Source organism: Butyrivibrio hungatei DSM 14810 (assembly GCF_900143205.1).
Classification (GTDB): domain Bacteria; phylum Bacillota; class Clostridia; order Lachnospirales; family Lachnospiraceae; genus Butyrivibrio; species Butyrivibrio hungatei.
Genome location: NZ_FRDH01000005.1, coordinates 161,028 through 182,761 on the forward strand (window position 1 = coordinate 161,028; position 21,734 = coordinate 182,761).

The 21,734-nt window shown below is 39.5% G+C and carries 18 protein-coding genes; all 18 read left to right on the plus strand.

The genetic code is table 11. The annotated features are described in order from the left end of the window. Nucleotides 1–7 precede the first annotated feature (7 nt). Nucleotides 8–2,278 (plus strand): glycoside hydrolase family 31 protein, encoded by a 2,271-nt coding sequence (locus BUA02_RS07240; RefSeq protein ID WP_072702233.1) that lies wholly within the window; start codon nucleotides 8–10, stop codon nucleotides 2,276–2,278. Beyond that, entirely contained in the window at nucleotides 2,275–3,321 is a 1,047-nt protein-coding gene (locus tag BUA02_RS07245) for an FAD:protein FMN transferase (RefSeq protein WP_072702236.1), read from the plus strand. The genes BUA02_RS07240 and BUA02_RS07245 overlap by 4 nt, the downstream gene beginning before the upstream one ends. Before the next feature lie 33 nt (nucleotides 3,322–3,354). Continuing rightward, nucleotides 3,355–4,032: a TVP38/TMEM64 family protein gene (locus BUA02_RS07250; protein ID WP_071176287.1), complete on the plus strand. Its 678-nt coding sequence runs from the start codon at nucleotides 3,355–3,357 to the stop codon at nucleotides 4,030–4,032. A 67-nt stretch (nucleotides 4,033–4,099) separates the two neighbouring features. Beyond that, the gene (locus BUA02_RS07255) at nucleotides 4,100–4,507 is read left to right on the plus strand and encodes an ATP-binding protein (RefSeq protein ID WP_072702239.1); all 408 of its coding nucleotides are present in this window, start codon (nucleotides 4,100–4,102) and stop codon (nucleotides 4,505–4,507) included. Between the two features lie 30 nt (nucleotides 4,508–4,537). After that, complete coding sequence (locus BUA02_RS07260; protein ID WP_072702242.1) at nucleotides 4,538–7,057, plus strand: FapA family protein; 2,520 nt, start codon at nucleotides 4,538–4,540, stop codon at nucleotides 7,055–7,057. 222 nt (nucleotides 7,058–7,279) lie between these two features. Continuing rightward, entirely contained in the window at nucleotides 7,280–7,600 is a 321-nt protein-coding gene (locus tag BUA02_RS07265) for a PilZ domain-containing protein (protein WP_071176284.1), read from the plus strand. A 53-nt stretch (nucleotides 7,601–7,653) separates the two neighbouring features. Further along, entirely contained in the window at nucleotides 7,654–9,948 is a 2,295-nt protein-coding gene (locus tag BUA02_RS07270; protein ID WP_072702245.1) for a hypothetical protein, read from the plus strand. Between the two features lie 142 nt (nucleotides 9,949–10,090). After that, the gene (locus BUA02_RS07275; RefSeq protein WP_072702248.1) at nucleotides 10,091–10,780 is read left to right on the plus strand and encodes a F0F1 ATP synthase subunit A; all 690 of its coding nucleotides are present in this window, start codon (nucleotides 10,091–10,093) and stop codon (nucleotides 10,778–10,780) included. Between the two features lie 21 nt (nucleotides 10,781–10,801). Continuing rightward, nucleotides 10,802–11,020, plus strand: a complete 219-nt coding sequence (gene atpE, locus BUA02_RS07280) for an ATP synthase F0 subunit C (protein ID WP_071176281.1) — start codon at nucleotides 10,802–10,804, stop codon at nucleotides 11,018–11,020. A 15-nt stretch (nucleotides 11,021–11,035) separates the two neighbouring features. Further along, a complete protein-coding gene (locus BUA02_RS07285; protein WP_072702251.1) occupies nucleotides 11,036–11,527 on the plus strand; it encodes an ATP synthase F0 subunit B in 492 nt (163 codons plus the stop codon). Continuing rightward, nucleotides 11,520–13,313: a F0F1 ATP synthase subunit alpha gene (atpA, locus tag BUA02_RS07290; RefSeq protein WP_072702254.1), complete on the plus strand. Its 1,794-nt coding sequence runs from the start codon at nucleotides 11,520–11,522 to the stop codon at nucleotides 13,311–13,313. The genes BUA02_RS07285 and atpA overlap by 8 nt, the downstream gene beginning before the upstream one ends. Further along, the gene (atpG, locus tag BUA02_RS07295) at nucleotides 13,300–14,232 is read left to right on the plus strand and encodes an ATP synthase F1 subunit gamma (protein ID WP_072702258.1); all 933 of its coding nucleotides are present in this window, start codon (nucleotides 13,300–13,302) and stop codon (nucleotides 14,230–14,232) included. Before atpA ends, atpG begins: the two co-directional genes overlap by 14 nt. After that, a complete protein-coding gene (atpD, locus tag BUA02_RS07300; RefSeq protein ID WP_072702261.1) occupies nucleotides 14,219–15,610 on the plus strand; it encodes a F0F1 ATP synthase subunit beta in 1,392 nt (463 codons plus the stop codon). Before atpG ends, atpD begins: the two co-directional genes overlap by 14 nt. Before the next feature lie 3 nt (nucleotides 15,611–15,613). After that, nucleotides 15,614–16,039 (plus strand): ATP synthase F1 subunit epsilon, encoded by a 426-nt coding sequence (gene atpC / locus BUA02_RS07305; RefSeq protein WP_072702264.1) that lies wholly within the window; start codon nucleotides 15,614–15,616, stop codon nucleotides 16,037–16,039. 23 nt (nucleotides 16,040–16,062) lie between these two features. Beyond that, entirely contained in the window at nucleotides 16,063–16,578 is a 516-nt protein-coding gene (locus BUA02_RS07310) for a hypothetical protein (protein WP_072702267.1), read from the plus strand. After that, entirely contained in the window at nucleotides 16,575–17,627 is a 1,053-nt protein-coding gene (locus BUA02_RS07315; protein WP_072702270.1) for an acyltransferase family protein, read from the plus strand. Before BUA02_RS07310 ends, BUA02_RS07315 begins: the two co-directional genes overlap by 4 nt. Continuing rightward, complete coding sequence (locus tag BUA02_RS07320; protein WP_072702273.1) at nucleotides 17,624–20,065, plus strand: homocysteine S-methyltransferase family protein; 2,442 nt, start codon at nucleotides 17,624–17,626, stop codon at nucleotides 20,063–20,065. The genes BUA02_RS07315 and BUA02_RS07320 overlap by 4 nt, the downstream gene beginning before the upstream one ends. An 18-nt stretch (nucleotides 20,066–20,083) precedes the next feature. Further along, nucleotides 20,084–21,709 carry a biosynthetic-type acetolactate synthase large subunit gene (gene ilvB / locus BUA02_RS07325; RefSeq protein ID WP_072702276.1) on the plus strand — a complete coding sequence of 542 codons (1,626 nt, stop codon included), beginning with the start codon at nucleotides 20,084–20,086 and terminating at the stop codon, nucleotides 21,707–21,709. The last annotated feature ends 25 nt before the right edge of the window (nucleotides 21,710–21,734 follow it).

The window sequence follows — 21,734 nt, forward strand, 5'->3', positions numbered from 1 at the left end:
AAAGGTTATGATGGAGGTAGTTGCAGCAAAAAGCTACGAGATTACAAGGTGTGAAGATAAAAATGGAATCTTACTTTTTTATTCTGAAGCTGGTGTGCTTAGGATCATTCCACAAAATGGGGGCATTGTAAGAGTGTCTTTTTCAGAAGAGGCAGAGTTTTCTCCTGAGCAGGGAAGAGATTACGATGGCTTTATAAACGGCATAAAATACAAATTGCTGGAGTCATCTACTTCTTTTTTCATCAAGTCCTCTGAAGGACAGATCATTATTTCAAAGAAAAACGGGGCTGTATCTTTTGAAAATGCTAATGGAAAACTTTTACTAAAAGAAAGAACATATGAGCCAAGATTTCTTGAAAAGATAACACTGTATCAGACAGTGGGTAATCTTAAAGTTGAAGAGATTGAAACGGCAGATGGGCTGAAAAAGAGGGTAAAGGAAGCAGAAAAAAGAGAATGCGGCTATACCTATAAGACAAGAAATTATTTTTGCTTTGATGAAGATGAGATTTTGCTAGGTCTTGGACAGGGAGAGCACGGTGAGTGGAATCTTAGAAATACCACTTACTATGGACATCAGGGAAATCGTAAGATCAGCATTCCATTTATGATATCTTCCAAAAATTACGGGATCCTTTTGAGCACAGAGTCTTTATTTATGTTTGAGGAAAAAGACAATGAAGCTTATCTTCAAACGGAAGCAGATTTCTATCTTGACTACTTTTTCCTGTTTGGAGACAACCTTTTTGATGTTGTGAAAAACTTTAGAAGAATCACTGGTAAAGCTGCTATGCTTCCAAACTGGGCATATGGCTATATTCAGAGTAAGGAGCGTTACCAGAGTCAAAAAGAAATCCTTGATACGGCTAAGGAGTTTCGAAAAAGAAAAATCGGCGTAGATTGTCTGGTACTTGACTGGCTTAGCTGGCCTGATGGGCAGTGGGGACAAAAGAGTTTTGATAAAAAGCGGTTTCCTGATCCAAAGAAGATGACAGCAAAGCTGCATGAAATGGGAATTCATTTCATGATGTCGATCTGGCCTAATATGAGTCAGGGCACAGCTGATAATACTGAATTTATGGATGCAGGTCTTTTGTTCCCGGGGACTGATGTATATAATGCATTTGAAAAAGCGGGAAGAGATATCTATTGGAAACAGATCGAGAAATCTCTTTATCCTGCAGGTGTTGATGGCTGGTGGTGTGACAGCAGTGAGCCTATCACACCTGAATGGGGGCATATTATTGAACCATCTGCTGGTGAAAAATACTGTGAGTATAAAAAAGATGCTGATAATATCATGCCATTTGAGAGGGCTAATTCATATGGAAAGTATCATGCATTGGGAATATGGGAAAATCAAAGAAAACAGGATCATGACAAAAGAGTTGTAAACCTCACAAGAAGCGGCTGGGCAGGTAGTCAAAAGTATGGTACTATTCTGTGGTCAGGGGATATTTCTGCCAGCTGGCAGTGCCTTAGAAACCAGGTAAGAGCTGGGCTTCAGATTGCTGCAAGCGGTATGCCTTATTGGACGATGGATACAGGAGCTTTTTTTGTCAAAAAGGGCAGAAACTGGTTTTGGAATGGACAATATCCTGATGGGATCACTGAAGAATACAAAAAGCTCTATGTCAGGTGGCTTGAGTTTGCTGCGTTTTTACCTGTATTCAGGGCACATGGCACTGATATAGAAAGAGAACCATGGGCTTTTGGCGATGAAGGAAGCAGATATTATGAAGCCATCTGTAAGACTATAGAGCTCAGATACCTATTGATGCCCTATATCTACTCTGTGGGTGCTTTGGTCTGTCTGGAAGATGGTACATTTATCCGTCCTTTGCTTTTTGATTTTGAAAATGATAAAAAAGCAAGATATATTTCTGATCAGTACATGTTTGGACCAAGTATTATGGTGTGTCCTGTAGTTGATGATCAGAATGAGAGAAATATTTACCTTCCTGAAGGAACAAAATGGTACGACTTTTACACGAAGGAGTGCTATAAGGGAGGACAGGATATTTCATATAAGTGCCCTCTTGATAAGATTCCACTTTTTGTTAAGGAAGGATCTATAATTCCTATGAAAAAGCCGGAGCTGTGTACCAGGGATATGAATGATAATGCTGTGGAAGTTTCAGTTTACCCCGGATGTGATGGAATCTTTAGATTATATGAGGATTCCGGAGATGGATACGGCTATGAAAAGGGAAATTATCATATAAAGAGCTATTATTGGAATGAAGAAAAACAGGAGTTAACAGAGGATTATTCATGAAAAAGCTTTTAGGAGTCGTCGGAGTAGTATTAGGCCTGGCGGTATTTCTGGTTATACTAAAATTTTATCATGCCAAGGAGGACAATCTTGAAACTACAACGCTTTATGCAATGGATACGCTAATGGAAATCCAGGTTGCGGGAGATACAGCTCTTTTGGATGAATCTGAAAGAAGAATAGGAAATCTTGAAAAGGCGCTATCTGTTACTGATCCTGACAGCGAAATAGGACTTCTAAATGAAAAAAAGCAGTACACAATGTCTAAACAGACTACTGAGATCTTAAAGAATGCGCTTGATATATGCAAGGAGACTGATGGAGATCTCGATATATCAATATATCCGGTGCTGACTGCATGGGGATTCACTACCAGTAAGTATAGGATCCCTGAGGAAACTGAGATAAAAGATCTTTTAAAATATGTTGATTACAGAAGGATCAGCATAAGGAACGGATCTAACGGAACATCTCTTGTTACTATCCCTTCCGATATGGAGATTGATCTTGGAAGTATCGTAAAGGGATATACCAGCAACATGCTTGCTGATTACTACAGGAAGATGGGAGTGAAAAGTGCTCTGATAAATCTTGGAGGCAATGTACAGTGCGTTGGGAAAAAGCCAAACGGTCAGCCATGGAACGTTGCCATAAAGAGCCCATTTAAAGATACTAAGAGCGGGATTTTGGGAGTGATAAAGGCAGAAGATGTAGCTATTATCACCTCTGGAGGATATGAGAGATTCTTTGAAAGTAATGGAGAAGTGTTCTGGCATATCCTGGATCCGGATACAGGAAAGCCTGCAAAGAATGGCCTTGTATCTGTCACTATAATCGGTAAGGATGGCCTTATGTGTGACGGATTTTCAACAGCTCTTTTTGTGAAGGGTCTTGATGAGGCTATAGATTTTTGGAAGACGAGAGATGACTTCGAAGCAGTATTTATCACTGATGATGGAAATGTGTATGTGACAGAAGGGATAGCTGACAAGTTTTCTCTTTCTTCTGAGTATTATGATGCTAAGCTTACTGTAGTTAGAAAGTGATTCACATAGTATAATTGATCTAGAGGCGATCATATGAAAAAGGGTGTCTTTAGAACTATATTAACAATTGCATTAGTTGTTGTATTTATGCTATCTTTGTATTTATTTATCGGACGTCCTATGATAAAATTTGTAGGAGATCCCGATAAGCTTAAGCAGTATGTTGCTGAGCAAGGGGTGTTGGGGTTACTTATATTTGGTATTTTTATCTTTATTCAAACTCTTTCTACTTGCATTCCCGGACTACCGTTTTATCTGGCGGCTGGTTACGTGTGGGGCGGATTAAAGGGCGCGGTCATATGTGATGTTTTTGCTACTTTGGCGAACTCTTTAGCTTTTCTTATTGGTAGGAGATTTGGTAGAGATTTCCTTCTATATTTATTCCCGGAAGACAAACTTATAAAGGTTGAGGATTTCATAAAAAGAGGAAAACCAATGCTTATTCACATTCTTTTTATGTTATTTCCTTTACCAAAAGATACATATGCCTATCTTGGCTATTATTCAGAAGAAAAACTTATTGTGTGGATCATTCTGACACTCATTTTCAGATTTCCACATATTTTCCTATATACCTATAGCGGAGCAATGCTTATTTCTAATCAGTACAGCTTCCTTGTGCTAGGAGCAGTGATCGCGATCATCGTATATGTAGTAGCTGCGCTATTTGTAAAAAAAGAAAAAGAAGGTAATAGCAGAAAAAATAATTAAACATATTAACGATATTTTGTATATAATATAATTGTAGGAGTCTATGTAAATCAGTTGGAGAGTAGATATGAGTGTACTAAAAATTGATGCTCTGGTAGATAACCTGGATAAAGTCATTGGATTTGTTGACGCAGAGCTTGAACAGCATAATGCTTCAATGAAGGTACAGACTCAGATCGATGTAGCAGTTGAGGAAGTATTCGTTAATATTTGTCACTACGCATATGGAGATAAAGTAGGGCAGGCTGAAATATCTTTTGATTATGATACTGGTAAAGAGAGCGCGGTCATAACATTTATTGATAGCGGCGCCAGATATGATCCATTACAAAAAGAAGATCCTGATATTACACTATCTGCTGAAGAAAGACAGATAGGTGGATTGGGTATTTATATAGTAAAAAAGAGCATGGATGAGGTTAATTATCTCTATGAAGATGGGAAAAACAAGCTTTCCCTCATAAAGAAACTGTAAAGACTATATATGCCAAATTTAGGAGCACATATGGCTACTCAGGAAGCGGACCTTATTAGTGAATTTAATGTTTATTCTGGCCTTGATTCTTTTGATCAGAATTCATTAGAAAAAGAGCTAGATCTGTGCAAGTATGCAGGAGCTGATGTTGATAAACTGAGAGCTCTTAAGTTTAATGCGCTTCAATTGGCTGAGATCAGGAAGGGTCTCACCGATAAAGTAGATATTTCTAAATATCTTGATCCAAAAATGCCATGGACTGAGATGGAAGAGCTTCGACTCGAAATGACTCAGAATATTGACATGACAAAATACAGAGAAGAAGGCTTTGATCTAAGGCAGATTTCTCAGATAAGGCAGGGAATTCAAAATGGTATAGATGTTTCTGTATATGCCAAGAAAGAGTATTTAGCAGATCAGATGCGAGAACTCAGACTTGGTATGTCTAAAAATGGCGGTGTTCCAATTATTTTTTTCCAAGATCCACAATACGATAATCTGCAAATGCGGGAGATCAGAAAGGGCTTAGAGGCAGGAATCGATATTTCTTCATATGCAGCCGTGGATGTGCCGTATATGAAAATGCGTGCTATTAGACACAGCGCGGAGGATGGGCTATTTTTTACAGGCCAGGAAATTGCTAGATATAATGCCAATATACTTAATCAGATGCATAAGGCTTACTTAGACAACGTAGATATTTCCAGGTATATTAAAGAAAGATTTGATGGGGAACAGATCGAACAGATCAGAATAGGACTTAAGGAAGGACTTCCTATTGATGAATTTATAACAGGAGAAATGCGCGGAGATGCTATCAAAGAGATCAGAATTGGTCTTGAAAATGGTGTTGATGTTGGTAAATATGCAGATGGCGCCTATGGATGGCAACAGATGTATGAAATGCGAATGGGCTTGGAGCATCAGATAGATATTACTCCTTATAGCAAGCCTCTTTATAGAGCTGATCAGATGCGCGAGATCAGACTTGGTCTTGAGGACGGCCTTGATGTAAGTCAGTATTCTACACTGATGTACACAGCCAAGGATATGAGGCGCATCAGAGAGCTTATGCTCTCAGGTGAATATCAGGCTGTTCTTCCGGATGAGACACCGGAGGTTGCAGCGCTTGATAGAACAGGTGGAGTCAAGGATGACAAGGTTCTTCTTGAGTCCATGCTTGAAAATAAAGACTTATACCTGTCCTTTACTCAAAATGACATGCTCTGCTGGATGAAGCTTCCACTTAGAGCTGATGGCATGGAATATACAGAAGATGTTGTTCTGACTTTTCTTTTTAAGTGCAATGTCAGAAAGGGAGTAAATAGAGACATCATCGCTGATATGGTCAAAGAACATAATCATAATCAGAAGTATCTTGTGGCTTCAGGAAAAGAGGTTATAGATGGCTCAGATGGATACTATGAGTATTTCTTTGATACAGAGGCAATTACAGAGCCTGTAATATTAAAAGATGGAACAGCAGATCTTTCTAATATGGACCTTATCCAGGTTCATGTAGGTGATAAACTTGCTGAATACCATAGAGCTACCAGGGGAGTTGATGGCTTTAACGTTTATGGCGAAGTTGTAAAGGCTAAAGCCGGAAAAGAGATTCCTATCCTTAAGGGAGAAGGCTTTATGATCTTAAGCAACAGAGTAACATATGTTGCCAAGTACACAGGAGCTCTTACCTTTAAAGATGGAATCATAAACATCCAAAAGATCATGGTAATGCCTGAAGTTAAGATCACTGACAAGAAAATCAGCTATGATGGCGTAGTATATGTTACTGGAGATGTTAATTCCGGAAGTGTGATCTATGCTAGTGGCGATATTATTATTGGTGGTCATATGGAAAGCTCAGAGATCAATAGTGGTGGAAATGTCATCATCAAAGGCGGCGCAACATGCCCTATCCGAGGAAGTATTACTGCACAAGGTGATGTTTCAGCCAAATTCTTTGAAGGCGTTACTATAAATGCCAAGAATATTTCAGCAAACTACTTTATCAACTGCACTACAAATGCTCAGGGACTTATTAAGACCTACGGTAGAGCCGGTATTATCTATGGCGGAACTTGCCAGAGCCTCTTTGGTATTGAGTCAGCTGTTGTTGGTAATAAGTCAGGTGCCAAGACCATCATAAATCTTGGTGTAAATGGATCTCTTCTTGGGGAATTCAATTCTGTACAGAAGACTATCAGTAGAGAAGAAGAAGATCTTAATACTCTTATCAAAGAAAAGAACAGACTTCAGGAGATCGGAGCTGTTGATAGACAGCAGATGCAATGGAAGATCAAGATCAACGCTGCTATTGGTATGAAGGAGAGCAAGATAAAAGAGCTTCTACAAAAGAAAGAAAAGCTCGAAGAAGAGATAAATAAGGGTAGCCAGGCACAAGCTGTTGTTACCGAAATGGTCTATGCAGGAACGATATTTGTTATTGATGGAATTGTTTATAGGGCAGAGAGTGATCGTAGAACATACGATAAACTCACGTATAAAGCAGATGCCCTTCGAGAAAATATAGTAGTTATGGAAGGTTAAAGGATATGTTGATCCCCAATGCGGTGGTTTAGCCGCATTGGGGATTTTTATTTTTTTTTAATAAATATTAAGAGGTTTTTATAGGATAAAGGGTAAAGCAAATAAAATTAACGGACGATAAATCAGTTATAAAAGTATCATAAAACACGTTTTTTCTGCTTATTATGATGAATTTTATGATTTATAATAAATATAATAAAACTAAGAATAGGAGAAAAAACTATGGAAGAACGTAGACAAATAAATAGAGTTGATTTTAAAGCAAACAGCGTAATAGTCGATAAAGAGACTTTAGAAAAATATTATGGAGAAGTAAAAAATGTCAGTCCATTGGGAATCGCTATTACGGTAGATGCAAAGACACCCGATATAGTCGGCAGGGATGTGATAGTAGTTGCAGAAACACTTATCATGTACGCTGACGTAGTCAGAATAGATGAAGAATCTGACAACGCAAAGACAATAGCTTTAAAAGCAAGAAAGTTCACTCCTGATGTACTTGAATATCTGTTTGAACACATCGCACAGGATGTAGAGATCTGATAACAACTTATAAAAAATGTAACTAGTTCACCACTTTTATGAGGAAGAAATTTATGAAGAAAAATAATCTGACCAACACAAAGTTAATATCAGCTATGCTTGTAGGTATCTCAGCAATGATGGCTATGTCAAATCCTTTGACAGTTTATGCTGAAGAAAATCCTGATGGCACAAATGATCAGAACACAGCAGAAAACAATACAAATGAAGAAAGTGGCGTTACTAGTGAAGCCAAGGAGCAGGCAGAAGAAACTGCTGATGCAATTGATACTGCAGAAGAGAAATTCGAAGAGATCGCAAATGCGCCAGTATCTACTGAGGAAGCAGGTAGCCTTTCTGAAGATGCAGTAGAAACAGTAAATCTTGAAGCAGATAATATTATTTCAGAGGATGGCAAAAATCAGAATCTTGAAAATGCTGCTGAAGATATTACAAATGCAGAGACTAACCTTGTAGTAGCTGGTGAAGCTGATAAAGCTGCTGACGAAGAGGCAAAAGAGGCAATTGATAGCCTTGGAGCAGCAACAAGGATTTCTGAAAACGCTGCTGAAACTGTAGCTGATGCAAAGGTAGAAGCTAACGAGCTTGCAGACAAAGTTGCAAATGCAGGAAATAAGGTGGAAGCAGATAAGGCATATGACGAGCTTACAAAGCTTGTTGAATATACAAATGAGGATATTTCTACAAAGAAAGATCTTTATGAGTCATTAAAGGGTCAGTATCAGGTAGCTGTAGAGAAGCTTCAGGAAAAGGAAGCTGAATATCAGGCAGCTTTGGCTGATGCAGGTACAAATACTGATGAAGCTAGAAAAGAACTTGAGAAGGCACAGGCAAGCGCAGATGCTCTTGAAACTGCAGTAGCTGATGCAAAGGCAGAACTTGCAGTAGAAGCTAGCGCAGCTGAAAAGATCAATAGCCTTGTTAATACGGGAACAGATTGGAATAAGCAGAGAGCAAGAATGCAGAGCATAGTAGTTAACTACTATATTCCACAGGTCCTTGATAGCGGTGCTACAAATATCAAGTTTGTTAAATTTGTAAGAGGCTATGACAAACAGGATAATAACTACAACATCTTTACATATGTTGATAGTAATGGCGTTACTCAGACAGTTTACTTTAACTATGACAGAGTAGACAAACAGCCTTGTGATAACAGATATAACAATCTTGGAAGTAGCACAGATATCGTAATCTATCAGAAGAGCCAGGAAGAAATAGATGCTGACAAGTATTTAAATAGCTATTTTGGTAAGAACAGCAATGACGATACAAATGAACTTCACGACAGAGCTAATAATGGTAAGCTGGATGTATTTGCCTACGATGAAGGTGGCATAACCAAGTATCTTGTAAGAGAAGAGGTAGAGGCTCTTAAAACTAGTGGTGAAGTAAAAGAAGTTAATGGAAAATTCATCATGGGAAGCGTAGAACTTCGCAAAGTAGTTCAGAACAAGAACAGCAAAGTCAATTGCGGAGAATACGCTGTTGATACAATGAATGATGCAGAGTTTAAGGCATTCTGTGAAAAGGCTGGAACATATGCTGCTAAGTACGAAGAATATGACAAGGCTGTAGCAGAAGCCAAGCAGGCAGTAGAAGATGCTATCACAGAAACAGATAAGCTTAGCGGCGCTATTGATGAACTCAAGAATACTCGTAAGAACAGACTTGCTAATGCTAAGGCAGCTCTTGAAGTTGATGATCTTGCTACATTCTTTGGCCTTGATATTACAGATGCAGAAGCAGCTGATCTTAACAACATGTCTTTAGAGGATGCAATAAAGTTCCTTGATAAGTACCTTGCAGAAGCAGAAAAAAAGATCAAAGAAGCAGAAGCTGGTCTTGCTGATCTTGAGGAAAAGAAAGCAGAAGCTTTTAATGCTTTACAGAGATTTGTACAGTCAAATGGCGGCGACGAGGCAACTGATGATACAACAGAAAGTGCTGGAAATACAGAAAGCGGAGCTGCAAATGTATATGCAGTACCTAATACAGGAGTAGGAAACATAAATGCAGAGGCAGGTACTGGTGAGATGACAGCAGCACAGGCAGTTATGAACGATGCTGTTCAGAACGATGTTCTTGGTGATAGAAGAGGAGAGCTTGATGAAGTTTTACTTGCAGGTAAAGCAAAGACTCCAGCTAAGAAGAATGTAAATAAGGAAAAAGCAGAAGTAAAGACACCTACCGTAGTAACTATTCTTGATGAGGAAGTTCCAGCATCAGATGGAATGAAACAGGAAAAGGTATCCTGGTGGTGGCTCCTACTTATAGGATTCCTTGGTGCAACTGGCGAAGAGATGTACAGAAAGAACAAAACAAAGAAAGAGAAGATCAAAAAGTAATAACAATAGCTTATAAGAGCTGGTCAAATGACCAGCTCTTATTTGTTTATAAAATTCAGTCTAAATCTAAATGTTGTATGAAAAACATTGCACAATCAGTGTTATTTTTCTATAATAAAGGTTAGTTTTGGGGGCAAATGATATGAAAGAAACATTATATGAAATCTTGATGGGAGACAAAGCGCTGATCCACATTCCGTATGGCGACGGGTTTTTTGATATATATAAATCTGTTGTAGTATCCTGGTTGGTCATAGCTATTGTCTTTTTTCTTATCCTGTTTATGACGCGTGATCTCAAGGTTCACAATATTTCCAAGAGACAGGCTGCGGTTGAATCTTTTGTAATATGGATAAGAGGCGTTACCGGGGGAATGATCGGAGAAGAGGGCTACAGGTACAGAGACTATTTGGGTACTGTGCTTATTTTCATAGCTTTTTCTAACATGATAGGCCTCTTTGGACTGACGCCGCCAACGATGGACATTACCATCACTATAGCTCTTTCCATCATGAGCATTATACTTGTAGAAGGTGCAGGGATCAGGAGAAAAGGTGTAGGAAAATGGGTTAAGGGCTTTGCTCAGCCTATGGCAGTAATAGCGCCTATGAACGTTCTTGAGCTCTTTATCAGACCACTGTCTCTTTGCATGCGACTTTTTGGTAACATTCTTGGAGCCACAGTTATCATGGAGCTTATCAAGGTGGCTATGCCACTTCCTGTTATCGTTCCAGCTGCGCTTAGTTTATATTTTGATATTTTTGATGGTGCGATACAGGCTTATGTTTTTGTATTTCTAACATCACTATATATTAAAGAGGCTCTCGAGTGAGCAAAATTAGGAGGAAATAATATGAATTTAACAGCTATTGGAGCAGCGATTGCTGCATTTACAGGTATTGGAGCAGGTATTGGTATCGGTATCGCAACATCTAAGGCAACTGACGCAGTTGCTCGTCAGCCAGAAGCAGATGGCAAGATCATGAAACTTCTTCTTTTGGGTTGTGCTCTTGCAGAAGCAACAGCTATCTATGGTTTCGTTGTTGCTATCATGATCATTCTTTTCTCATAAAGGAGATGGTAAGTCGTGTTAACTACTAGTTTTGTAAACATCGCATGCACAATCATAAATCTTCTTATTTTGTATTTTATTGCCAAGAAATTTCTTTTCCAGAGAATTGACAATATTTTCATGCAGAGAAAAGAAGAAGTGGATGAGGCTACAAAGGCAGCTGATAAGGCTACACAGGAAGCTATTAACACTAAGAGAGAATACGAAAAGAAGATTGAACTTGCAGATGAGGAAAAGGAACAGATCCTTTCTGACATCAAGAAGCAGGGCTATGACGAGTATGAGCGCATTATAAATGATGCCAAGAAAAAGGGTGAGCAGATCCTTATTGAAGCAAAGCATAATGCTGAAGTTGAGAATGAGAGAGCAAAAGAGGTCTATGCAGCTCAGCTTACAGATATGGTAATTGATGCAGCTTCTAAGATTGCTGCCACCAAGCATAGCACTCAGGATGATCTGGAACTCTATGACAAGTTTATTAGTGAAGCTGGAGTAAGTAATGAGTGAAAGTTTAAGAGCAAAGCTGCGCTATGCTAGCACAGCTCCCAGCAGTGAACAGATTGACAAGATCAAAGCTGTTCTTAAAAAGAAATTTAATACAGATGATATTGAGATTGACGTCTATGAAGATCCATCTATAGGCGGCGGTTTTGTTGTTTCCTGCAAGAACTTTGAGTATGACTGGTCAGATGCAGGAAGGGCAAGACAGCTTCGTGCTGAGCTCAATAACTTAAGTAAAAATAAAGAAGACCGTGAAACAGGTAAGTTCATTTCTATGCTCAGCACAAAGGTTGAGAACTTTGAGCTTTCTATTGAGGATAGAGAGGTTGGAACTGTTACTTGGGTTGGTGATGGAATTGCCAATATCGATGGTATCGAGCATGCTTTTTACGGTGAGATCATTGAATTTGAAGATGGAACCAGAGGTATGGCTCAGGATATCAGAGATGATCATATAGGTTGTATCCTTTTTGGTAATGATACAGGTATCAGACAGGGAACAAGAGCTGTCAGAACCTACAAAGAGGCAGGTATCCCAGTAGGTGAAGCCTTCATAGGAAGAGTTGTTGATGCTCTTGGTGCTCCTATTGATGGACTTGGAGATATCAAGGAATCAGGATATAGAGCAGTAGAAGAGCCAGCGCCTGGAATCATTGAGAGACAGTCTGTTAATGAGCCTATGGAGACCGGTATCTTGTCAATTGATACTATGTTCCCTATTGGTAGAGGACAGCGTGAGCTTATCATTGGTGACAGACAGACCGGTAAGACTTCAATTGCCCTTGATACTATCATCAATCAGAAGGGCAAGGATGTTATCTGTATCTATGTAGCTATAGGTCAGAAGGCATCTACAGTTGCCAAGATCATACAGACACTTAAAAAGACAGGAGCCATGAATTATTCAATAGTAGTTAGTTCAACTGCTTCTGATATGGCACCACTTCAGTATATCGCACCTTACTCAGGAACAGCTCTTGCTGAGTACTTTATGCATCAGGGCAAGGATGTACTCATTGTTTACGACGACCTTTCCAAGCATGCTGTGGCTTACAGAGCACTTTCTCTTTTGCTTGAGAGATCTCCTGGTAGAGAGGCTTATCCTGGAGACGTATTCTATCTTCATTCAAGACTTCTTGAAAGATCAAGTAAGCTTTCTTCAGAGCTTGGAGGCGGTTCTATAACAGCCCTTCCAATTATCGAGACTCTTGGTGGAGATGTATCAGCGTATATTCCTACTAACGTTATCTCTATTACTGATGGGCAGATCTTCCTTGAAAGTGATCTGTTCTTTGCAGGTATGAGACCAGCCGTTAACGTAGGTCTTTCTGTATCCCGTGTAGGTAGTGCGGCTCAGACCAAAGCTATGAAAAAAGCTGCCGGCAGCATAAGAGTTGATCTTGCTCAATATAGAGAAATGGCAGTATTTACTCAGTTTAGTTCAGACCTTGATGAGACTACCAAGAATCAGCTTCGTCATGGCGATGTTCTTATGGAACTGTTAAAACAGCCTTTGGAACATCCACTTGCTATGCATGAACAGGTTATTATCCTTGTGGCAGTAGGTGCAAGGAGACTTGATATGGTTCCTGTAAAGAAAGTAAAAGAATATAAGGAAAAGCTTCTTACATTCTTTAATACAGAGCACTCAGATATCTGTGAAGAGCTTCAAAAGAGCGGTGATCTGTCAGAACAGTTAAAGAAGAGAATACTTGACTGTGTTGATGAATTTAATGATGCTGAGAACAAGCTACTTAAGGAAGAGATAGAAAAGAGTCATGGCAACAATTAAAGAGATCAGAGATCGAATAAATTCGGTCAATGATACCAAGAAAATTACAAATGCGATGTATCTTATTTCTTCTACCAAGCTTAGAAAGGCCAAGAAGATGCTCACTGAAACTGAGCCATTTTTCTTTGCTACTCAGGCTATGATATCAAGAGTTGTGCGTCATCTTCCAGAGGGCGTTGAAAATATCTTTCTTGAGACAAGGCTTGATATTCCTGAAAAAGAAAGAAGAAAAGGATACATTATATTTACCGATGATAAGGGACTTGCCGGTGCTTATAACCATAACGTTTTGGATGTAGCTGAAGAGCATATCAAAAATGACGGCGATAAATGGAAGCTTTTTGTCATTGGTGAAGTTGGAAGATTTCACTTTGCTTCCAAGAATATGGATATTGAAGAGTCATTTCTTTTCACATCTCAGAATCCAACACTTCACAGAGCCAGAAAAATAGCGGCTGAGATATTGGATTACTACTATTCAAGACAGATTGATGAATTCTATGTTATCTATACAACGGTTCATGGAAATGTCTGCGAGACCAGATTTGAAAAGCTCCTTCCACTTGATATCATTACTGATATTCAGATGATGGAACAGCCAGCTGGTGTAATGAGAGAAGAGTTCCTTATGGAACCAAGCCCTTCAGCGATCCTTGATAACATCGTACCTAACTATATTACAGGATTTATATATGGAGCACTTGTTGAAGCCTTTTGTAGTGTTCAGAGCGCCAGAATGATGGCTATGGATTCAGCCAACAAGAACGCTGAGAAGATGCTTGATAATCTTCAAAGGACTTACAATCGTACAAGACAGGCTTTGATAACCCAGGAGATCACCGAGGTTGTCAGCGGAGCAAAAGCTCTTAAACGTAGTAAGGAAGCAAAGAAAAAAGGAGCGGCACTTGAAAAACGGTAAGATTTTACAGGTAATGGGACCTGTAGTTGATGTAAAATTTGATGATAGCGACCTTCCATACATAAGCGATTCTTTGGAAGTTTATGTAGAAGATCAAAAAAGAGTTATGGAAGTAGCACAGCATATAGGTGATGACGTTGTTCGTTGCATTATGCTGTCTCCAAGTGAAGGTCTTGCCAAGGATATGGAGGTTTTCCCTACGGGAGGTCCCATAAAGGCTCCTGTTGGAGAAGAGGTTCTTGGAAGACTGTTCAACGTTCTTGGAGAGCCTATTGATAAAAAAGGTGATCTCAAGACCTCTGAGAAATGGGATATTCACAGAGAGCCACCTAAGCTTGTTGACCAGAGCCCTGTAGTTGAGGTTTTGGAAACAGGCATCAAGGTAATCGATCTTCTTGCTCCATACGCTAAAGGCGGTAAGATCGGACTATTTGGAGGAGCTGGTGTAGGTAAGACAGTTCTTATTCAGGAACTTATCCAGAATATCGCAACTGAGCACGGTGGATATTCAATATTTACAGGTGTTGGAGAACGTTCAAGAGAAGGTAATGATCTTTGGTCTGAAATGACGCAGTCTGGAGTTATCAACAAGACAGCCCTTGTGTTTGGACAGATGAATGAGCCACCAGGAGCTCGTATGAGAGTTGCTGAGACTGGTCTTACAATGGCTGAATACTTCAGAGATGTTAAGCATCAGGATGTACTTCTTTTCATTGATAATATCTTTAGATTTGTTCAGGCTGGTTCTGAAGTATCATCACTTCTTGGAAGAATGCCTTCAGCCGTAGGTTATCAGCCTACACTTGCTACAGATCTTGGTTCTCTTCAGGAGAGGATCACATCTACAAGATTTGGCTCTGTAACTTCTGTACAGGCTGTTTATGTTCCTGCAGATGACCTTACTGACCCAGCACCAGCAACAACATTTGCGCACCTTGATGCTACAACAGTTCTTTCTCGTAAGATCGTTGAACAGGGAATCTATCCAGCTGTTGATCCTCTTGAATCTTCCAGCCGTATCCTTGAAGAGGATATCGTAGGAAAAGAGCATTATGAAACAGCCATGAAGGTGCAGGAGATATTACAGAAGTACAAAGAACTTCAGGATATCATTGCTATCCTTGGTATGGAAGAACTTAGTGATGAGGATAAGAGTACGGTTTACAGAGCTCGTAAGATTCAGAGATTTTTGTCTCAGCCATTCCATGTTGCTGAGCAGTTTACTGGTCTTCAGGGTAAGTTTGTTCCACTTGCTGAGACAGTAAGGGGATTTAAGGCTATCATTGATGGTGAGATGGATCAGTATCCAGAAGCAGCATTCTTTAATGTTGGAACTATCGATGAAGTAATTGAGAAGGCAAAGCAGATAGAGGCGTAATATATGAGTGATAAAACAAACGCTACCTTTGGACTTCAGGTTATATCAGTAAATGGTGTATTCTATGATGACAGGGCAGAAGAGATCATTCTTCCATGTGAAGATGGCGAACTTGCTATTTTAGCAGGACATGAGGAGATGATACTTGCTTTGTCTGATGGGATCATTAAGATAAAAAAGCCAGGAGGAGAATGGCTTGTAGGTGTAGTGAGCCTTGGCTCTGTTCAGGTTGCAAACAACAGATGTATTGTTCTTGTTAATACTGTTGAGAGACCTGAGGATATTGACAAGAGAAGAGCTCAGGAAGCCTATGAATTTGCCATGGAACATTTGGCACAAAAGCAGTCGATCAAAGAGTTCAAGAAATCGCAAGCAGGACTTGCAAGAGCTCTTTCAAGACTTAAGGCTGCATCTAAGTATACTGACTAAGTGGGGAATGAGATTTGATTTCGTTGAAAAAAAATATTTTAGCTAGCATTATGATCATGGCTATGTGCTTTGTTATGGCAGGCTGTGGGGGGCAGAAGTCAGAGGAACTTGATACATATAAGACAAACATGTCTAATTTTTATGATAAGCTTGCTTATTATGACAATGCCATTAATTCAATAGACACCAGTTCAGAGGGGGCCAAGGCAGAGCTTTTAGGCTATCTTGATGAGATGAATGAAGAGTACAAGAAAATGGCAGAGTATGAGATACCTGATCAGTTTTCTGGTATATCAGATATAGCAAAAGAAGCTGCAGATTACATGCAGATGGCTAATGAGTTTTATCATCAGGCATATGATGGGGACTTTGATGAGGATAGTGAGGCACTTGCTTCTCAGTATTATCAGAGAGCTAACAGCAGAGCTCATGTAATCTTACAGGTTCTTCATGGAGAAGTTCCATCAGGAGAGGGAGTAACTGTTACTACCGAAGAGTCCTATCAGTTCTCTACAGTAGCGACAAGTTCTGAAGAATGAATACATTTTTATATTTGATCAAATTTATAGCATCCATGTGTGTCATTGCAATACACACCCGCTTTAGCGGTGTGTTTGGTGACATTGTGGATGCTACTTCTAGATTTGCAGTTCCATTCTTTTTTGCTGTTTCAGGTAGATTTCTGGTTCCTCATGAGATGACACAAACACCTGATATCAGGCGTAAAGTAGGGAAATCTTTAGTTAAAACTTTAAAGGTGACTATCGTAGTCTATTTAGTCTATAGTATCTATTCACTGATCTATCATCTATGCATTGGTGAGTCTTTTTTTGGATGGCTTTCTTCAAAGTATAATCTTTCAGAGGCCAGATGGTTTTTCCTTTTTAATTCAGGCAAGTTCATATATGATGGCTCTTTTACCTTTGATCATATGTGGTATCTGTTTGCACTTATATATGTATATGGTCTGATCTATATCTTTGCACCAGTTTTAAGGAAATGGTACAAGGCACTTATTGGAATTTTGCTGTTTTTCTTATTCTTTGGACAGCTCCTTCAAAATTATTATCCAATAAGACCCTTTGGAATCAGCATATGCACCTGGTATGTCATGAGAAACTGGCTCTTTGTTGGAATGCCTTTTGTGCTCTTAGGAATACTGTTTTCAGACTATGTGGCAGGCAAAAAAGAAGCACTTTCAGAAGCGGAGTATAAATCTTTAACTGAAAAATGGGCACTTTTGGGAAAAGTGGTTATATTTGCAGGCTTGATATCTGGCGTTATAGAGTTTATCATTTTTGGAAAAAAGGAAGTATATTTGGGGTCACTTCTTATTGTTATCGGAATCCTCTTTTTGTCTGAAAGTGGGATTTCCGGCGGAAGATACCTATGGAAGATTGGCAAAGAGGGATCTTCTAACATCTATTTTTACCACGTGCTTTTGATAAGTTTGATCGATCAGCTTTCTAATATGGGCTATATTCCAGTGATATCTATGAACGTTAAGCCTGTTTTGATAATGGTGATCTGCATACTTTTTATATGGTTTATCCCATCATATATACAGAGTAAAGGAAAGATAAAATGAACAAAGAAGCGTTTTTGAAATTTTGTGAAAATAGAATGGTATTCCTTGATGGTGCAACAGGCACTAACCTTATGAAGGCTGGAATGCCAGCTGGAGTGTGCCCTGAAAAGTGGATCCTAGAGCACAAAGATGTAATGCTAAAGCTTCAGAAGGCGTATGTGGATGCCGGTTCAGATATCATCTATGCTCCAACCTTTACCGGAAATAGGATCAAGCTATCTGACTATGGTCTTAATGACCAGATAAAAGAGATAAATACAGAGCTTGTTAAACTGGCAAAAGAGGCTGCAGGAGATAAGGCTTTGGTTGCTGGTGACATTACCATGACAGGAAGGCAGTTAAAACCTATTGGGGATCTTGATTTTGAAGAACTCGTGGATGTCTATAAACAGCAGATTAAAATTCTTGAAGAAGCAGGCTGCGATATTCTTGTTGTTGAGACTATGATGAGTCTCCAGGAATGCAGAGCTGCTCTTATTGCCGCTTCAGAAATAACGGATATGGCTGTTATGGTTACACTTACCTTTGAAGCTGACGGTAGGACTTTATACGGTTCAGATGCTGCTGCAAGTGCCATAACTTTAGAGGCTATGGGAGCAAGTGCTATTGGGGCCAACTGCTCAACAGGTCCTGACAAGATGGAAGAGGTTATAAGGAATATGGCACAGGTTACTCGTATTCCTATTATCGCCAAGCCAAATGCTGGACTTCCATCTGTGGATGCTAACGGCAATACAGAGTATGACATGGATGCAGACACCTTTACTGAAGAAATAGAGAGGCTTATAGGTGCAGGAGCGTCAATTCTTGGTGGCTGCTGCGGTTCAACCCCTGCATATATTGAAAAATTAAAAAAGGTCTATGGAGACAGAAAGATAGATAAAGATATTCCAAGAAAGATCTCAGGAAGAAGATATCTTTCATCTGAGAGAAGGAGTCTTTCCTTTGGAATGGATGATCTTTTCATGATAGTAGGAGAGAGGATCAATCCAACTGGTAAAAAGAAGCTTCAGGCAGAACTTCGTGAAGGAAATCTCGATATGGTATCAGATTTTGCTAGAAGTCAGGAAGAAGACGGAGCATCAGTTCTTGATATAAATGTCGGCATGAGCGGAATTGACGAGAAGGATATGATGCTAAAGGTAATGGAAGAGGTTATGTCTATCACGGACCTTCCTCTTTGCATTGATACTAGCAGCGCAGAAGTAATGGAGGCAGCACTACGTCTCTATCCGGGAAGAGCTTTGATGAACTCTATTTCTCTGGAGAAGGGTAAGGCTGAAAAATTCCTTCCTCTTGCCAGAAAATATGGCGCTATGTTTATTCTTTTACCATTAAATCCAGAGGGACTTCCAAGGAATACAGAGGAAAAGATCTCAAATATAAATGCCCTTTCTGAAATGGCATATGAGCTTGGAATGAACAAGGAGGATATTGTAGTAGATGGTCTTGTAGCTACAGTTGGTGCAGATCCTAATGCTGCGATCAATACCCTTGATACGATCAGCTATTGTCATGACAATGGATATGCTACTATTTGTGGATTATCCAACATTTCATTTGGTCTTCCACAGAGAATGAACGTAAATACAGCATTTTTGACTATGGCAATTTCAAGAGGATTATCCATGGCAATTGCAAATCCTTCCCAGGAGATGCTTGTAAACGCTGCGTTTGCGTCAGATCTTTTACGCAACAAGGAAGGCGCAGACATCAGATATATTCAGCGAATGCAGAGATACGATGAGGCAAATGCTACTAATACCGTAAAAGAAGTTAAGGATGCACCTGCAACTAGTGACAATATTCTTGATATAATTAAACAGGATGTATTAAATGGTTCCAAGAGAACTATTGTAAAAGATACGCAGAAGGCAGTAAGCGAGGGGATAGATCCAAGGGAAATCCTTGACACTGTGCTGATGCCTGCCATTAATGAAGTGGGAGATCTTTTTGATAAAGGAAAGTATTTCCTTCCTCAGCTCATAGCTGGAGCAGAGGCAATGAAACTTTCTATTGGATATTTGGAGCCACTATTACAGCAGGAGGGCGGAAGTGGAAGCAGCCTTCCATCTATCGTGATCGCAACTGTACATGGTGACATTCATGATATAGGCAAGAATCTTGTAGCTCTTATGCTCAAGAATTATGGTTTTAATGTTATAGACCTTGGAAAAGATGTGCCGAAGGAAGAAATCATAAAGGCTGCCAAGGAAAATAATGCTAGTATTATAGCTCTTTCTGCACTTATGACTACTACCATGAAGGAAATGAAGAACGTGGTTGATCTTGCTCATGAGGAAAATGTAGATAGCAAGATAGTTATAGGAGGAGCTGTTGTCACGCAGGACTATGCTGATGAGATTGGGGCAGATGGATACTCATCTGATGCTGCAGATGCAGTAAGAGTAGTTAAGCAGATCTTGAACATAGAATGATTTGAGGAGGAAGAACCTATGATCGGAGCTGAGGCGATAGTAAAATGCCTTGAGAAAGAAAAAACAGATGTTATTTTTGGGTATTCAGGTGTAGCTATTGATCCTTTTTGGAACAAGATGCTGGCTTCTGATATAAAACGAGTCCTTATCCGAACAGAGCAAAATGCAGCTCACTGCGCCAGTGGATACGCTAGGATCAGCGGCAAGGTAGGAGTGTGTGCTGTTACATCAGGCCCTGGTGCTACTAATCTGATCACAGGTATAGCAACTGCCTACGCAGACAGTATTCCTCTTGTGGCCATTACTGGTCAGGTAAATAGTGACATGATAGGAAGTGATGTTTTCCAGGAGGCCGATATAACAGGTGCTGTGGAGTCTTTTGTTAAATATAGCTATCTTGTTCGTGATGTAAATGATATTCCAAGGATCTTTAAGGAGGCCTTCTTTATTGCCAGTACAGGTAGAAAGGGCCCTGTTCTTATTGATATTCCTTATGATATTCAGCTATCTGAGCTTACTACTAAGTTTAACTATCCTGAGTCTATCTCAATGAGAACCTATAAGCCAACTGTTAATGGAAATATGGCTCAGATCAAGAAAGTCATAAAAGAAGTTGAAAAGGCAAAACGCCCTATTATCTGTGCTGGTGGCGGTGTTCACTTAAGCGGAGCGGTAGAAGAACTAAGAAAGTTTGCTGAGCTTAATGATGTTCCTGTTGTATCCACTATGATGGGAATAGGTGTTATGCCAACTGACCATCCTTTGTATTTTGGCATGGTTGGAAATAATGGTCAGGCTTATGCAAACAGAGCTATGAATGAGTCAGATCTACTTCTTATGGTAGGGGCAAGAGTAGCTGATAGAGCAGTTAACAGGCCAGATCTTATAACAGAGAATAAGGTCATGGTCCATATTGATGTTGATCCTGCTGAGATTGGCAAAAATGTTGGTCCGACAATTCCTCTTGTAGGTGATATCAAGCATATTTTCCATGACTTCTTGGAAATGGATGATCATGCTGATAATCATAGAGAATGGGTTAAGCTTCTTGAAAAATATAAGAAAGAGAACACTTCTCAAAAGATTGAAAGTAAAGATGGATATCTAGATCCTAAGGACTTTATTTGTAAGCTTTCAGAATGCATGAAGGATGATGCAATTTATGTAGCTGATGTAGGTCAGAATCAGATGTGGTCTTGTGAGTGCAGTAAGGTTCGTGATGGACGATTCCTTACATCAGGAGGAATGGGAACTATGGGTTATTCTATTCCTGCTGCTATGGGTGCCAAAATTGCTGCTCCAAACAAACAGGTGGTAGCTGTGATCGGTGATGGCGCATTTCAGATGTCTATGATGGAGCTTGCTACCATGAGACAGTATGGAATACCTGTAAAGATCGTGGTCATGAAAAATGGCTATCTTGGAATGGTAAGAGAGCATCAGCATTTTGCTTACAACGATAATTATTCAATGGTTGAACTTTCTGGAGATCCGGATCTTTCATTGATCGCATCAGCTTATGGAATGGAATACATGAAGGTTGATGGAAATAGCGACGTAGTCAAGGATATAAAAAAGTTCCTAAAGGATGATAAATCTTCTCTTATGGAAGTGGTTGTAGATCCGATGGCACTTACAAAATAATCGAAACAAGCGTTATTTTACATAT

Bases quoted from the DNA above. Each gene is read 5' to 3' on its own strand.
- BUA02_RS07275 (WP_072702248.1), top strand. From the start codon at position 10,091: ATGAAAGAAACATTATATGAAATCTTGATGGGAGACAAAGCGCTGATC.
- BUA02_RS07255 (WP_072702239.1), top strand. From the start codon at position 4,100: ATGAGTGTACTAAAAATTGATGCTCTGGTAGATAACCTGGATAAAGTC.
- atpC (WP_072702264.1), top strand. From the start codon at position 15,614: ATGAGTGATAAAACAAACGCTACCTTTGGACTTCAGGTTATATCAGTA.
- atpE (WP_071176281.1), top strand. From the start codon at position 10,802: ATGAATTTAACAGCTATTGGAGCAGCGATTGCTGCATTTACAGGTATT.
- BUA02_RS07245 (WP_072702236.1), top strand. From the start codon at position 2,275: ATGAAAAAGCTTTTAGGAGTCGTCGGAGTAGTATTAGGCCTGGCGGTA.
- atpA (WP_072702254.1), top strand. From the start codon at position 11,520: ATGAGTGAAAGTTTAAGAGCAAAGCTGCGCTATGCTAGCACAGCTCCC.
- BUA02_RS07320 (WP_072702273.1), top strand. From the start codon at position 17,624: ATGAACAAAGAAGCGTTTTTGAAATTTTGTGAAAATAGAATGGTATTC.
- BUA02_RS07240 (WP_072702233.1), top strand. From the start codon at position 8: ATGATGGAGGTAGTTGCAGCAAAAAGCTACGAGATTACAAGGTGTGAA.
- BUA02_RS07315 (WP_072702270.1), top strand. From the start codon at position 16,575: ATGAATACATTTTTATATTTGATCAAATTTATAGCATCCATGTGTGTC.
- atpG (WP_072702258.1), top strand. From the start codon at position 13,300: ATGGCAACAATTAAAGAGATCAGAGATCGAATAAATTCGGTCAATGAT.
- BUA02_RS07260 (WP_072702242.1), top strand. From the start codon at position 4,538: ATGGCTACTCAGGAAGCGGACCTTATTAGTGAATTTAATGTTTATTCT.
- BUA02_RS07265 (WP_071176284.1), top strand. From the start codon at position 7,280: ATGGAAGAACGTAGACAAATAAATAGAGTTGATTTTAAAGCAAACAGC.
- BUA02_RS07250 (WP_071176287.1), top strand. From the start codon at position 3,355: ATGAAAAAGGGTGTCTTTAGAACTATATTAACAATTGCATTAGTTGTT.
- ilvB (WP_072702276.1), top strand. From the start codon at position 20,084: ATGATCGGAGCTGAGGCGATAGTAAAATGCCTTGAGAAAGAAAAAACA.
- BUA02_RS07270 (WP_072702245.1), top strand. From the start codon at position 7,654: ATGAAGAAAAATAATCTGACCAACACAAAGTTAATATCAGCTATGCTT.